Genomic DNA, 12,886 nt, shown 5'->3' with positions numbered 1-12,886 from the left:
GATGATGCCCTCCAAGCCGCGGGCGCCGTTCGGGCGGCTCGCCCTGCTGGGCCTCCAGCACGTCCTCGTGATGTATACGGGATGTGTCACGGTGCCGCTCGTCTTCGGCGCGGCCGCCGGGCTGGACGCCTCGACCATAGCTCTGCTCATCAACGCCGACCTGCTGGTCGCGGGCGTCATCACGGTGATCCAGGGCGCGGGCGTCGGACGGGTGCTCGGCGTCCGCATGCCCGTGATGGCCGGCGCGGCCTTCACCGCCGTGACCCCGATGATCCTTATCGCGGGGCACTACGGACTGCAGGCCGTGTACGGATCGATGCTCGCGGCCGGAGTCTTCGGCATGCTCGTCGCCTGGCCCTTCGCCAAGGCCGTGCGGTTCTTCCCGCCGCTGGTCAGCGGCGTCGTGATCACGGTGGTCGGTCTTTCGCTGATCGGCGTGGGCGTCGGCCTGGTCGTCGGCAACGACCCGAGGGCGCCGGACCACGCGGCGCCCTCGCGACTCGCCCTCGCCGCGTTCGTGATCGTCGTGATCCTGCTGGTGGCGCGGTTCGGGCGCGGATTCCTGGCCCAGACGGGCGTGCTCCTGGGACTGTTGGCCGGCACGGCCGTGGCAATTCCCCTTGGTCTGGTGGACTTGACCGCCGCCCGTTCCGCCGACTGGATCGGGGTGAGCGCGCCCTTCCACTTCGGTGCGCCGGCCTTTCCGCCGGTCGCCGTGCTGTCCATGTGCGTGGTGATGCTCGTGCTCTTCGCGGAGTCGACGGCCGATCTCATCGCCGTCGCCGAACTCACCGGCAAGCGGCTCACCACCGGGGACATGGCGCGCGGACTGGCGGCCGACGGCCTGTCGGGCGTGCTGGGTGGAGCGATGAACGCCTTTATCGACACTGTCTTCGCGCAGAATGTCGGGCTCGTGTCGATGACACGGGTGCGCAGTCGTCATGTGGCCGCGGTCGCGGGCGCCGTCCTCGTCGTGCTGGGCGCAGTGCCCAAGCTCGGCGCTGTGGTGGCCGGCCTTCCGCAGCCGGTGGTGGGCGCGGCCGCGCTGGTGATGTTCGCGACCGTGGCCACGGTCGGCATCAACACCCTGCGGAAAGTCGAGTTCGAGGGCACCAACAATCTGCTCGTCGTCGCCGTGGCGATAGGCGCCGGAATGGCCCCCGAAGTCGCCCCCGACCTGTACTCTCGCCTCCCCGACGGGGTGCAGATCGTCCTGGGATCACCGGTGACGAGCGCGACCCTGGTGGCCTTCGGCCTCAATCTGGCCTTCACCCAGGTGGGGCGGAAGAACAGCGTGGCACTGCCCGGCGCACCCGTCGGGGACACCGCACCGGCCAAGGTAACCCCTGTGCGCTGACGGGACGTTTGACCGGCACCACGGCAGCGAGCCGCCGTGGTGCCGGCGTTGGCGACCGCTGAGGGTTCGCCAAAGCGCCTAACCGTCGGCCTTCACCGCCTCGGTCCTCGCCCGCGCCCGCCGCATCCGACGCCAGTGCCGTGACCGGCACGCAGACGAGGAGAACACCGCCGTCGGCAACTCGGTCCGCACCGTGCGTTCGGGCCCCGGTCTCTTCCCGTCCCGATGTCGTCTTCCTGCGTTGCCCGTCCTCAGACCGGCTTGGCACCCTACGGGAAAGGCGTCCCACAACTTCCGTTCTACGGGAGTGAGTTCTCCGCGTGTCAACATTCGTGCAGGCTAGAGCAGGCTGGCGAGGTAGCTCTCGGACGTGTCGTCGTAGCGGACCGTGATGCCCCCAGGCCTTCAACTTGTAGGCCACACTCGGGTGGCACCTCCAGCAAGCACTCAGTCCTGCACCAAGCCTCTCTTGGCATGCATGGCTCAGGAACAGGCACTGATGAACAGAGCCACCAGGGCTTCGTCGGCGATGGCCTGGGCGCGGGTGTAGGAGTGGATGACGTCTGCCTGCCCGCCGAACAGTTCGGTCAGCGCGTCGGCGTGGCCGTGCTGGTCCTCGGGCCTGAAGCGCATGGCGTCTTCGCTGATGCCCTCGTAGTCGGATGCGCCGGGAATCAGGGCGTCGGACATGGTGTCCTACCTTTCGGTGTGTCTTCGGTCGTCCCGGCGGCGGGGGTGCCACTCCCCCGCCGCCGGGTGGTGCCGGGCTGGGTCAGCAGGCCAGGACGTCATGTCCGAGCTGGACGAGCCGCAGGGCGATGCGGGCGGCCGCCTGTCGGCCCTGGCCGGGCTGGGTGAAGGCTTCGATGCCGGGGTGCCAGGTGAAGGCCGCGTCCCCGATGACGGCACGGGCAGTGTCGTTGAGGTCGTCGGGGCACTGAGGGGCGACGACGACGGCGCCGAGCCGGGTGTCAGTGGTCACCAGATACATGGATCCAGCCCTTTCGAAAGGATCGGGCGGGCCGTGCCCGCCTCGGGGCTAGCGGGCGCGGCAGGTGACGGTGAGAAAGCGGCGGATCGTCTCCACGACGGCAGCCGTGTCCGCCCGGAAGTCACGGCAGCCGGACCCGTCATGCAGGACGACCGGCTCCGGAGCGTCGGCCGCGTCCGAGTCGTAGACCGCGTACCAGCCGCGATGCACGGCCGGGGCGTAGTCGATCTCGTTCTCCGTCTCGCCAGTACCCGAGATCCGAACGTACGCGTCCGCACCGGCCAGAACCCAGACCCACACCGCCCCGGCCAGCACCGCGCACGCGGTGAGAGCGAGCACGACGGCCAGGCGGTGGCGCACCCCGCGCGGGTCACGCGGGTCCGGCACCCCGGCCAGCCGCTCCACCGGGCCGGAAGCTCCTCGGGTCCGACCTGTGGATTCTCACGCAGTTGGTCAAGGGCAGGCGGGATCAGAGATGATGCGTCGGCAGGCGCGGTCTTGCACTTGGATCACGGGGCGTAGAGAACATCCCAATGCCGATGTCAAACCGCGGGCGCGACACTCGGTGCAGATTGGTAGCACGCTCCGTCACGGATCATGGCCCAGAGGACGTTCACTCTCCGCCGCGCGAGCGCGATCAGGGCCTGCTTGTGTCCCTTGCCCTCGGCGCGCTTGCGATCGTAGTAGGTTCGCGACGCGGGGCAGGATTTCAGGCTCGCCATCGCCGACAGGTAGAACACCCGCAGCAGGCCGCGGTGGTAGCGCCGCGGGCGATGGTGGTTGCCGCTGATCCGGCCGGAGTCGCGGGCAGCGGGGGCCACGCCTCCGTAGCCGGCAAGACGGTCGGCGCTCGCAAAGGCGGTCATGTGGCCGCCGGTGGCGGCGATGAACTCGGCACCGAGCTGAGTGCCCATCCCGGGCAGGCTGCAGATCACGTCGGCGTGCGGGTGCTCACGAAACCGGCCCTCGATGAGCGCGTCGAGCTCGGCGATCTCCTCGTCGAGGGCCATCACCGCCTTCGCGAGACGAACCGCCATGCCGGCGGCCAGCGCCTCGCCGGACAGCGCGGTGTGCTGAGTCTGGGCTGCCTCCAGGGCGGCCTTGGCCAGGGCCGCGGCGCTTCGGACCTTTCGATTGCGCAGCCAGGTCTCGATGCGCTTCGCGCCGGCGCGGCGGATGGCGGCCGGTGTCTGGTATCCCGTCAGGAGAATGACGGGACCCTTGTTGGTCAGGTCCAGCGTGCGTTCCAACGCGGGGAAAAATTCCAGCAGTTGGGCGCGGAGCCGGTTGATCTGGCGGGTACGGTCGCCTGCGAGATCGGTGCGGCGGGTGGTGAGGATGCGCAAGTCGACGGCTATCTCGTCGCCGGGCCGCAGCAGGCCCAGGTCGCGGCGCATGCGGGCCTGGTCGGCGATGACGAAGGCATCCTTGGCATCCGTCTTGCCCTCACCGCGGTAGGTGCCGGACGCGCGGTGTACGGCCAGGCCGGTGAGGTAGGCCATGGGCTGACCGTGGTTGAGCAGCAGACCGATCAGCAGCGCAGCACCGCCGTGATTGACGTCAACCGCCCACAGCACGTCCTGGTCGATGTCCAGGACATCGCGAATCAGCTCCAGCAGGGCCGCCTCGTCATTCAGGACTCGGCGGGACAGCAGCCGCTCACCGCGCTCGTTGATCACCACACAGTGGTGATGCTCCTTACCGATGTCCATCCCGGCCCAGATCTGGGGCACAGCCACCTCCGTCAGCTCGTCATCAGTCCATCCCGCAGACGACCTCGCCGACGTAGTCCTACAGAGCGATCAAGTCGCGTATCCCAATTGGCGGTCGAGTCGTCGCGGGGCTCCGGGCGGCCATGTTCTCTGAGCCATCCGATCGGCTCCTCCATGACAGCCATACCCGGAGCCCCTGGGCCCACCGATCCTACGAATGACCAGCGGAAACCCACGCTTGAAAGGTAGGACTCCATGATCTTGGGAGCCCGTGCCTGTCGACTCCCGGACGACCGCCAAGCCGGCGGATTGTCACGAACCGGACGCCCGTGCAGCAACGCTGAAGCCTGCCGTGAGCCCTCTAGGGCAATCGCCTGAGCCACAACAGGGCAAGGCCGTAAGCAACAGCCGACGCAGCAAGTCCCGCGAGGACCGTAGCGGTGTACGCCCAGTCGGGCAGCGTCTGCCTGAAGAACCCGAACGTGACGTCGTGGGTGATGAGGAATGCTGCGACGGCGGCGAACATCGCACCCGCTGACTGCTGGGTTGAAGCTTCCCCGTGATCTTGGACACTCGATGCTTAAGCTGCGAGGGCGTGTCCTTGCTCGTGTCGTTGTCGGGTCTCGAGCGGGGTGAGGTAGCCCCAGACCGGATGCCTGCGCAGTCGCTTGCGGTTATAGAAGGTCTCGATGAAGGCGAAGATCTCCGCGCGGGCCCGCCCGGTCCGGCCATTGACGGGTGCCGATCTCCTCCTTCAGTACTGCGAAGAACGACTCGGCGGCGGCGTTGTCGAAGCACGAGCCGGTGCGGCCCATGCTCTGTCGCAGCCCCAACCGGTTTATATCGCGCCGCAGTTCCTCCGCCGTGTATTCGCTGCCGCGGTCCGAATGCACGATGCATCCGGGCTGGAGCCGACCGCGTCCGGCGGCCATCCTCAGCGCATCCACTACCAGGGATGCGCGGTGGTGGTCGGCCATCGAGTAACCGACGATCTCCCGAGTGGCCAGGTCCAGCCAGGTCGCCAGATATAGCCAGCCCTCGCCGGTGGGGATGTAGGTGATGTCGCCGGCCAGCTTCATCCCCGGCGCCGGTGCGGTGAAGTCGCGGCCGACCAGGTCCGGGGCGGGCACCGCCTTTTTGGCCGGGCGGGTCAGGCCCTTGCGCCTGCGCCGTGTGACGCCGCTGATGCCGCGTTCGCGCATGACGCGCTCGATGCGCTTGCGGTTGATCCGGTGCCCGAGCCGCCGCAGCCCGGCATGGATCCGCGGCACCCCGTAGGCGCCGCGGGAGGCGAGATGCAGCACGGTGATCTCGTGGGCCAGGGCGTCGTCAGCGGCCTGCTTCGCCCGCCGGGTCTTCTCGCCGGCCAGCCACGCGTAGAAGGAGGAGCGGGCCACCTTCAGCAGCCGGCACAACAGAGCAACATTGTGGGTGGTCTTCTCCGCCTCGATGAACGCGTACACCTCGTTCACCGATCGCTCTCGTTCGCGAAGAAGACCGCCGCTTTTCGCAGCACCTCGATCGTCTCCGCCTGCTCGGCGGCCAGCCTCCGCAGTCGGCGCAGTTCTTCGCGCTCAGCCGTCGTCAACTCTCCCGGCGCCCCCTGCCCGCGGTCGACCGCATCTTGCTTGACCCAGTTCCGCAGTCCCTCAGCACTGACCCCGAGCTGGCGGGCCACCTCGGTGACGGTCTTCCCGGAGGAGCGCACGAGCGCGACCGCGTCCCGTTTGAACTCCTGCGTGTACCGCCTGCTGCGGTTGCTCTTACTTCCCACCTGGCACTACTTCCTCTGGAACCTCGTGTCCCAGTCTCCAGGTGTCCACGATCAAAGGGAAGGTTCAGGGTCCACCGTCCCGGCTTCGACGCGACGCGGCCATCCGGGCGAGGAGCAAGAGGTTCTGTCACTCGTCACTTGTACCGGTCCCGATGCGACTCATCAATGGCAGCCGGCCCAAGCCCGCATACGGCAGAGCTTCGGCGTCGTCCCGCGATCGCGAACCGGGCATCCTGCGACTACGCCGAAGCCCTGACGCGCAGGCAGCAGCTGCTCGTCGCGCACCGCAAGGCGGGCCTGTGGCTGCCGGCCGGCGGGCACGGCATCGAGGCCGTGGCATCGTCGATCACGGCGTGCTCCCCCTCTTCCTCACCGTCACCCAAACGCGGGGGCAGGGGCACACACCGACGTCTCCCTCTGGTACCTCCTCGACGCCGACGCTGACATCATCACCTCCTACAACCAAGGCGAGTTCGACGCGATCCGGTGGCTGACCGACGAGCAGGTGCGCGAGAGCGCGCAGCACTCGCCCCGAACGGCCGCAAAGCGGGCCCCACCGGGCCGGCCGTCGGCCGACAGGTGACTGCCGGCGTCGGCGCCGCGGCATGCGGCGGCCGTGGCGTCGAGCAGCAGGCCAGCAGTGATGGTGATGCGGTGCGCTTCGCTAGTCCTGGGCGGGATGTGCTGATGGGGCACCATGCACCCTGTGTGAGCGATGTGCGGGAAGTATGTCCAGGTTGTGACCGGCGGGACGTTGTAACCCGCCGTGGCGGTCCAGCAAGATCGGCAGGCACTCCGAACACAGTTGCCTCATGGCAACTACTGCACCACCAAGGGGACCCGTGCGCCGCTTCATCCTGCCCATCTCTGCCATCCTGCTGACAGCTGCCTGCGGGAGCGGGAACACCACACATTCCACGTCAGCCTCGACGGCAGTCTCGTCCAAGCCGCTCGCAAAGTCCCACGGTTCCGCAGCCAAGCCGACCCATAGCGCGCCCCATACGGCGAAGCCGAAACCGCAGCCGTCGCGGTCGTCGAAGACGTGCTCGCCCACCCGGGACGTCATCGTCTGGATGAAGACGCCCGGTGTGACCGACAGCGCACAGACGCTGGGCAATTACAACCTTGCGACCTGCGAGAGCACGTTCAAGTACCTGCAGGAGACCTCACCGACCGGGGCCGGAAACTGCACCGAAGCGGCCTGGGCGAGCGACAACCCGGGCTACAACGCCGACGCCGACCCAGCCCCGCGCCCCAAGAAGGTACAGGTCGCGATCGGCCCGGCCTGCTGAGGCGCGAAAAGCCCGGTGCCCCCATGGGGATACCGGGCCAACGCCGTCGGCAGCCGTTGCGGCAGGGCGCCTCGGTGCCGTCGACGTCATGGTGGACCGCCTGGGAATCGGTGCCGGGGCGGGTCGGGGTGATGACGAGGTAGCCGCTGCAGCCGCAGGCCTGGACAACGTTGCTGGAGTCGGTCATGGGGTCCTCCCTCGAAGGGCTGCTGTCACCTCTACTGTCGCGGAACTGACCCCCGACAGCGGGGACTCCAACCCTTCTTCGAGTGTCGTGGTCCGCGGACTTGGCAATTCATCGGCTGCCCGGCGGGGGGTGCCACTCCCCCGCCTCCGGGTGGTGCTGGGCTGGGTCAGCAGGCCAGGACGTCGTGTCCGAGCTGGACGAGCCGCAGAGCGATCCGGGCGGCCGCGGCGCAGGCTTGCCAGCCAACACATCAGCCGGTGGAAACTCAGGTGGCCTCAGCGCACGATCTGGGTAGAGTCGCGCAATGCCCGAGCTGAAGCGGCTGCTTGCCGGCCACGCCCCGGCGGTTCTGGCCTTCGAGCTGGCGAACCGCACCTTCTTCGCTGCCTCGATCTCCGACCGCGGCGACGACTTCTTCGACGAGTTCACCGACCGGTACAACGCCGCGCTGGCCGAGCAGGAGGCCGGCATCTGCGCCTTCTACGTGCTCGTCGCCGAGGACGGCTCGGTACTCGGCAGGTTCAACCTGTACGACTTGGAGGACGGCACTGCCAGACTCGGTTACCGGGTCGCGGAGCGGGTCGCCGGCCGCGGCGTGGCGACCGCGACCGTCCGGGAGCTGTGCCGGATGGCGACAGCGATGCACGGCCTGCGCACACTGCGGGCGGCCACCTCCCATGACAACGCCGCGTCCCAGAAGGTCTTGGCCAAGGCCGGGTTCGTCCCGGTTGGCCCTGCCACCCCGGCCGATCTCGGCGGCAAGTCAGGCACTTGGTACCAGCGCGACCTCCAGCCATAGACCTTGATCTTGCTCGTGGGTCGGCTGCGGGAAGGCTGCGGCCACCGCTGATCATCGGTGTGTGAAGACTAACGATCTTGCGGTGACCTCAAGTCACCGCTTAAACCCTGCTCACTGGCAGGAAGCGTTCGAAGTCCTGCTGAGCCGGATATCCGGCCGGACCCGGGCCCGGATCGCCGCCGCCGCGGCACGGGCGTTGTTTGGCGTAACGAGCCGCATGCGTGGCGCCCCGCCGCAGGCGGCGCGGAGGGAACGCCACGAACACTGCCGACAGGCTACCCGGCTGCCGGACCGGGAATCGCAGAACAGATACGGGGGCACGGCGGTCAGCCAGCGCGCCCGCTCATGGGCGCAGGATGGAGGTGTACTGGCTCCTGCTGTCGCCGAGGTAGTTGTTGTCGTAGGCGCCCTTCGAGGTGAGCAGCCAGTAGGAGTTCACCATCGGCTCGAAGTGCCACGTGCCCGTGTAGGCACTCTTGCTGAAGGTGACGTGCAGGTAGACGTGGCCGACCTTGCCTGAGGCGACCTTCACCGTGGGCGAGTAGCCGGGCAGGTTGAGACCGATCAGTCCGTTCGAGTCGTAGTAGCTGGCCTTCTCCCAGCGGTGGTGTACCGGATTCCACCACGTGGCGGAGATGCCCCTCATCTGCTTGAAGCCCGGGGCGGCGAAGTTCCACAAGGACAGCGCAAAGCCGGCCGGGGCCAGAACATCCCGGGACTTCTGCGTGTAAGACATGGTGACGTCGATCGTGGTGCCCCGGTGCATAGACGTCGGGATACCGCTCGCCCACTCCTTCAACGTCCCGATCTGGTGAGTCGCGGACGCCTGCGTGCCGGCCCGGGCCGCGGACGCTGTGCCTACGCTGACCGGCACCAAACCCAGTGCCACGGCGGCGGCAACCGCCGCGGCCCGTATACGTGTTCTCATACTGTCCCCTCCCAGTGATCCATCAGCCGCGCATACTACGCACCGGTCCCGGGTTGCTGGGTAAGGCCACGGCAAGACCGTCTAACCACCTACACGCAACGGTTGGGCCGTGGTGTCAGTCTGGTTGGTCGGTGAGGGTGGCCAAGGCCTGGCCGGCTCGGATGGTGCCGTGGTGGTCATGGCCGAAGTGGGTGCGCCAGGCGTCGTGCGTGGCGTGCAGCAGTTCAGCTGCCTCCTCGTTCCGGTGCAGGTCCGCCAGGGCGGCTCCGAGCACGGTGGCGGCTTCCAGCGCGCGATGGTGGGCACGGCCGAGGTGGCGCTCGCACTGACTGAGGCAATGCCGGGCCTCGTGTTCGGCGTCGGCGGGCCGGCCCAGTGCCAGCAACGCCGCGGCCCTGGCCAGAAAAATCGCGCTCAGATCGTGCGCCAGTGCTTCGGCGCCCGGAGCCTGGTCATAGATGTCCTGGGCCTTCTTGACGGCGGCAAGCGCCTCCTGGGCCTGGCCCTGACCGGCCAGCGCCCGGGCCGCGCCGAGGTGCAACACCATCAGGACCCTTCCCAGTCGCCGCCGGCGTGCCTCGTCGAGCACCGGGACCAGCAGGTGCTCTGCCTGCTCGTAGTGGCCGTGTAGTGAGAGGCTGAAGGCCAGGCCATTGGTGACGGCCAGCGGCAGCAGGAGCCGATGGATTCCTTCGGCGCCGCGGGCGGCGGTCTTCAGGGCTCCTGCTTCCGCGACGACTTCCTCGTGCAGGCCGAGGTAGGCCAGGTGCTGGAGGCGGTCGCTGCGGCCCTTGAGGACGAGCCGGTGATCGGAGGAAGTGATGCGGGCGCGTGCTGCGGCGGTGGCGGACAGTAGATCGGCTGCCTCGCGGTGGCGGCCCAAGTCACCGAGGACCAGGGCCAGCACATCCCGGCCGTCGCGCCCCTCGAACCTGCCAGGAACTGGCTGGACCTCGATGGCGGACCTGGCCTCGCTCTCGGCTTCCTGCAGGCGGCCCTGCATTCGAAGCGCCTGCGCAAGCAGGGTGCGTGCAGAGCCCACCAGCGGGCCCGTCCCATCCCCGGCGGCCTCCAGGACACCGCGTAGCTCCTGCTCCGCGTCCGCCCAGCGCAGCTGACTTACTCCAGGACGGCTTACAGCCGATACCAGTCGTCTCCGCTGTCGCGCAGCGAACGACCGAGGTAGTCCCGCAGGTTGTTGGCCACCCATCTACGGCTGTCGCTCTCGTGTTCCCAGACGAACACATCTGGCCGTTCGGGCTTCTTCACGAAGGCGAACTGGTCACCACCGCCGTTGTCCCCGAAGAACAGGAGAGCGTCGAAAGGCATATACAGCTGGGCGAAGGACTCGTCAGACCAGAAGAGCAGGTTCTGCTCGACGATCTGGTCCACGGTCCAGACCGTGTCCACGTGGGTGCGTCCGATCACCCCGTTGCTTTCGAGAAGCAACTGCTTGAGTTCCGCTGGCAACGCTCGCCCCAGCCGCTTCTCGACTTCGACGATCTCGGACACCTGAGCAGGCTCCCGGAAGCCTGCCTCGGGAAAGACCTCCTGGACCACTTGTCTCCACATGATCGAGAGCTTAGCCAGGCGCAGTCGCACCGTCTGCAGGCCGGAGTCTTACTCCGGGAAAGGTCCTGCGGTTTGGTCCACATCATCGGCCAACGCATCCGTGACCTGGGCCGGGACACCACGATCGAGCACAGGCACGCTCATCTCCCCCGCGTGCTGAAGACGGCCGCCTCATGATCGAGTTCTTCGCCTGGAAGACACCGCGGTCAACAAGTTGGTACGGGGCCACCAACAGAGCCGTCACCGTATGCGCTGCTCGCGGTGAGCCCCTCGACGAACGAGCGGAAGTCACGAGCCAGGACGAGCTCCGAGTCGAGGTCGGTCTCGAACCATGTGACCGAGGGCTCGCCATCTCGCCCGCAGGTTCGGTAGTCGAGCCCGATCCAGCAGTGCCCATCGCCGGAGAGCAGCACCAATGGTGCCGGCATACCCCACTCCTCGACCAAGTACGGGGAGTCGAGCAAGGAGGTCATCCCGGCGCGTCGCCCGATGCCCATCAGGTCGTCGAAGGGAACGTGGTCTTCGCTCCACGAGGTCGGCCGGCTGGTGGGGAACGCATCGTGATCAACAGCCACGCTGCCGCCGTTTTGAACCCGCAGAAGATCAAGCAGGGCCGAGGGCAGCGTCACGCCGAGCAGGCGCTCGGCTTCTCGCACCATCTCGTCCGTAAGAGGCTGCTGGACGCCGTAATCACCGTCACCCCAGAACGTCGCCATGACCTCATCGAATCGCGCCATGGCACGCAGCCTACGGCTCAGCCGCACTGGCCTCAGCTACAAGATCATTTCTTAGGCCGGAAAAACCAGGCGACGCTGTCCTCACCGCGACCGCCACCCGGCTCACCGCCTGGACGGGCCCGCACGCATCCGTCGGCCGCCTCGGAGGCGATCAGTTCGCCGTCGCCCTTCAGCTGCCCGCCGACCGCTGCGCGCACCGACTGGAGCAGCTGGTCCGCATGCTGCGCACCCCAGTCGTCCCGGACGACGGCCGCACCGTCGACGTCGCCGCCTCGGCCGGCCCCGCGACCCCGGACGTGACCGGCTCCCGCGACCTGACCGTTCTGCAGCGGGCCGCCGACGCCGCCCTCTACGACGGCAAACATTCCGGCCGCGCGACCCTCGCCACCGAGCAGCACCTCACGGTGCCGTCCGTCAACGGTCGCCGCGCCGGGCGCCCCGGCACAGCCGTATGGGGGCGAGCGGCATGACCATCACCCTGCCCGAAGGCGACTGGATTCGCGGCATCACGATCAACCGGCTGGAGCGCGAACTCGCCCGGGCCAGGGAGGAACTGCGACAGGTCAAGACCGGCGAGGCCACCCCGACCGCCGCCCCGGCCCGTAGCGGCAAGTACAGCGGGGAGCAGCTGGCCGCGATCCGGACCTGGGCGCGGGCCAACGGCCACGAAGTCGCCGACCGGGGCAACCCTGCGAAGGCCGTCCTGGACGCGTACGACGCCGCCCACCGCACCAACACCCGGGCGGAGGCGTGCTGATGGACACCAAGCCCCTCGCCGTCGACGGCTACCTCGACACCGTCCCCACGCCCGGCGACGCCCCGGGTACCGCCCGGTTCCAGCTGATCGTCTCCCCCACAGACGACGCCGTGGACGACGTCATCCGGTCCTGCACCACCGGCGACCCCCGGATCGCGTACGTGCTGCTCACCGAGATCCAGCCCGGCGACCCGCTGCACGTCGCGGGCTTCCTCACCCAGCCCGACAACCAGGCAGAGCCCTCCCGTCTGACCGTCGACGCCCTGGAGGTCCTGGCCACCGCACCGGCGCGGGCCCTTCAGGAGATGGTTCTCGACAGGTTCGGCGACTACATCGTGGTGTTCGACGCCGACACCGACGCCGTCCCGGTCTTCACCGCGCTCGGGCAGTGGGTCGGCATGGCGGCACACCCCGACGCCATCAGCACGCTGATCGAGAACCACGAGCGCGTGAACGGCGGCGACGCGTGACGGCCACGCCCACCACGCAGCCCCGCACCGTCCTGGAGCGATTCCACGCCGGAGGCCCCCGCGGCTCATGGCCGGCGGAAGAGTACGCCGCCGCCCAGCGCGCCCAGCGCGCCGACGCCCAGGTCGTGATGGACCTGCCCAGCGACCAGTTCCTCGTGGTCGCCAACACCCCCACCGAGTAGCACCCCCCGGAGCACCCCGCCGCCGCCATGCGAGGGCGGCGCTCCGGCGTCTCGACAAGGATCACGCCCTTCATGACGGATGACACCACCCATCTCACGCGCCTGTGCACTCGGATGCCGGCCACCGC

At 68.4% G+C, this 12,886-nt stretch carries 17 protein-coding genes; 7 read left to right on the top strand and 10 right to left on the bottom strand.

Translation table 11 applies throughout. The features are described 5' to 3' along the window. The first annotated feature begins 1 nt into the window (after nucleotide 1). Entirely contained in the window at nucleotides 2-1,357 is a 1,356-nt protein-coding gene (locus tag SRB17_RS42580) for a nucleobase:cation symporter-2 family protein (protein ID WP_153547236.1), read from the top strand. Nucleotides 1,358-1,840: 483 nt separating this feature from the next. On the opposite strand, the gene SRB17_RS42575 is transcribed toward SRB17_RS42580, so the two are convergent. From SRB17_RS42575 to SRB17_RS42550, 6 genes are all read right to left on the bottom strand, one after another. Continuing rightward, complete coding sequence (locus tag SRB17_RS42575) at nucleotides 1,841-2,047, bottom strand: hypothetical protein (protein WP_194294334.1); 207 nt, start codon at nucleotides 2,045-2,047, stop codon at nucleotides 1,841-1,843. A gap of 82 nt (nucleotides 2,048-2,129) precedes the next feature. After that, nucleotides 2,130-2,348 (bottom strand): hypothetical protein, encoded by a 219-nt coding sequence (locus tag SRB17_RS42570; protein ID WP_153547202.1) that lies wholly within the window; start codon nucleotides 2,346-2,348, stop codon nucleotides 2,130-2,132. A 48-nt stretch (nucleotides 2,349-2,396) separates the two neighbouring features. Further along, on the bottom strand, nucleotides 2,397-2,753 hold the full coding sequence (locus SRB17_RS47195; RefSeq protein WP_323377524.1) for a transposase family protein: 357 nt from the start codon (nucleotides 2,751-2,753) through the stop codon (nucleotides 2,397-2,399). Between the two features lie 137 nt (nucleotides 2,754-2,890). Next, entirely contained in the window at nucleotides 2,891-4,060 is a 1,170-nt protein-coding gene (locus tag SRB17_RS42560; protein WP_153547233.1) for an IS110 family transposase, read from the bottom strand. Nucleotides 4,061-4,734: 674 nt separating this feature from the next. Further along, complete coding sequence (locus SRB17_RS42555) at nucleotides 4,735-5,523, bottom strand: IS3 family transposase (RefSeq protein WP_153547200.1); 789 nt, start codon at nucleotides 5,521-5,523, stop codon at nucleotides 4,735-4,737. A 5-nt stretch (nucleotides 5,524-5,528) separates the two neighbouring features. Then, nucleotides 5,529-5,834 carry a transposase gene (locus SRB17_RS42550; RefSeq protein WP_153547198.1) on the bottom strand — a complete coding sequence of 102 codons (306 nt, stop codon included), beginning with the start codon at nucleotides 5,832-5,834 and terminating at the stop codon, nucleotides 5,529-5,531. An 842-nt stretch (nucleotides 5,835-6,676) separates the two neighbouring features. Here SRB17_RS42550 and SRB17_RS42540 point away from each other — a divergent pair. Continuing rightward, nucleotides 6,677-7,126, top strand: coding sequence for a hypothetical protein (locus SRB17_RS42540; RefSeq protein ID WP_153547196.1), 450 nt, complete (start codon nucleotides 6,677-6,679; stop codon nucleotides 7,124-7,126). 491 nt (nucleotides 7,127-7,617) lie between these two features. Further along, nucleotides 7,618-8,112, top strand: a complete 495-nt coding sequence (locus SRB17_RS42535; RefSeq protein WP_153547194.1) for a GNAT family N-acetyltransferase — start codon at nucleotides 7,618-7,620, stop codon at nucleotides 8,110-8,112. A 343-nt stretch (nucleotides 8,113-8,455) separates the two neighbouring features. Here SRB17_RS42535 and SRB17_RS42530 read toward each other — a convergent pair whose 3' ends face one another. The 4 genes from SRB17_RS42530 to SRB17_RS42515 all read right to left on the bottom strand — a co-directional run bounded on the left by SRB17_RS42530 (nucleotide 8,456) and on the right by SRB17_RS42515 (nucleotide 11,349). Then, complete coding sequence (locus SRB17_RS42530) at nucleotides 8,456-8,848, bottom strand: hypothetical protein (RefSeq protein ID WP_153547192.1); 393 nt, start codon at nucleotides 8,846-8,848, stop codon at nucleotides 8,456-8,458. A gap of 307 nt (nucleotides 8,849-9,155) precedes the next feature. Continuing rightward, the gene (locus SRB17_RS48335; RefSeq protein ID WP_194294333.1) at nucleotides 9,156-10,082 is read right to left on the bottom strand and encodes a tetratricopeptide repeat protein; all 927 of its coding nucleotides are present in this window, start codon (nucleotides 10,080-10,082) and stop codon (nucleotides 9,156-9,158) included. A 92-nt stretch (nucleotides 10,083-10,174) separates the two neighbouring features. Continuing rightward, entirely contained in the window at nucleotides 10,175-10,612 is a 438-nt protein-coding gene (locus SRB17_RS42520; protein ID WP_153547188.1) for an SMI1/KNR4 family protein, read from the bottom strand. Between the two features lie 206 nt (nucleotides 10,613-10,818). Beyond that, on the bottom strand, nucleotides 10,819-11,349 hold the full coding sequence (locus SRB17_RS42515; protein ID WP_153547186.1) for an SMI1/KNR4 family protein: 531 nt from the start codon (nucleotides 11,347-11,349) through the stop codon (nucleotides 10,819-10,821). Here SRB17_RS42515 and SRB17_RS42510 point away from each other — a divergent pair. From SRB17_RS42510 to SRB17_RS42495, 4 genes are read left to right on the top strand one after another with little or no spacing between them, the layout of a single operon-like run. After that, complete coding sequence (locus tag SRB17_RS42510; protein WP_323377527.1) at nucleotides 11,340-11,819, top strand: GGDEF domain-containing protein; 480 nt, start codon at nucleotides 11,340-11,342, stop codon at nucleotides 11,817-11,819. The two genes, SRB17_RS42515 and SRB17_RS42510, sit on opposite strands and share 10 nt — an antisense overlap. Beyond that, nucleotides 11,816-12,106, top strand: a complete 291-nt coding sequence (locus SRB17_RS42505) for an Lsr2 dimerization domain-containing protein (protein WP_228396629.1) — start codon at nucleotides 11,816-11,818, stop codon at nucleotides 12,104-12,106. The genes SRB17_RS42510 and SRB17_RS42505 overlap by 4 nt, the downstream gene beginning before the upstream one ends. After that, nucleotides 12,106-12,576: a hypothetical protein gene (locus tag SRB17_RS42500; RefSeq protein WP_153547180.1), complete on the top strand. Its 471-nt coding sequence runs from the start codon at nucleotides 12,106-12,108 to the stop codon at nucleotides 12,574-12,576. The genes SRB17_RS42505 and SRB17_RS42500 overlap by 1 nt, the downstream gene beginning before the upstream one ends. Further along, nucleotides 12,573-12,758, top strand: a complete 186-nt coding sequence (locus SRB17_RS42495; protein ID WP_153547178.1) for a hypothetical protein — start codon at nucleotides 12,573-12,575, stop codon at nucleotides 12,756-12,758. Before SRB17_RS42500 ends, SRB17_RS42495 begins: the two co-directional genes overlap by 4 nt. Nucleotides 12,759-12,886: the final 128 nt, after the last annotated feature.

The sequence above is a fragment of the Streptomyces sp. RB17 genome, assembly GCF_009604455.1.
Taxonomy (GTDB): domain Bacteria; phylum Actinomycetota; class Actinomycetes; order Streptomycetales; family Streptomycetaceae; genus Streptomyces.
The sequence above is the reverse complement of the archived record's forward strand: the minus strand, read 5'-3'. Positions and strand labels throughout refer to the sequence as shown.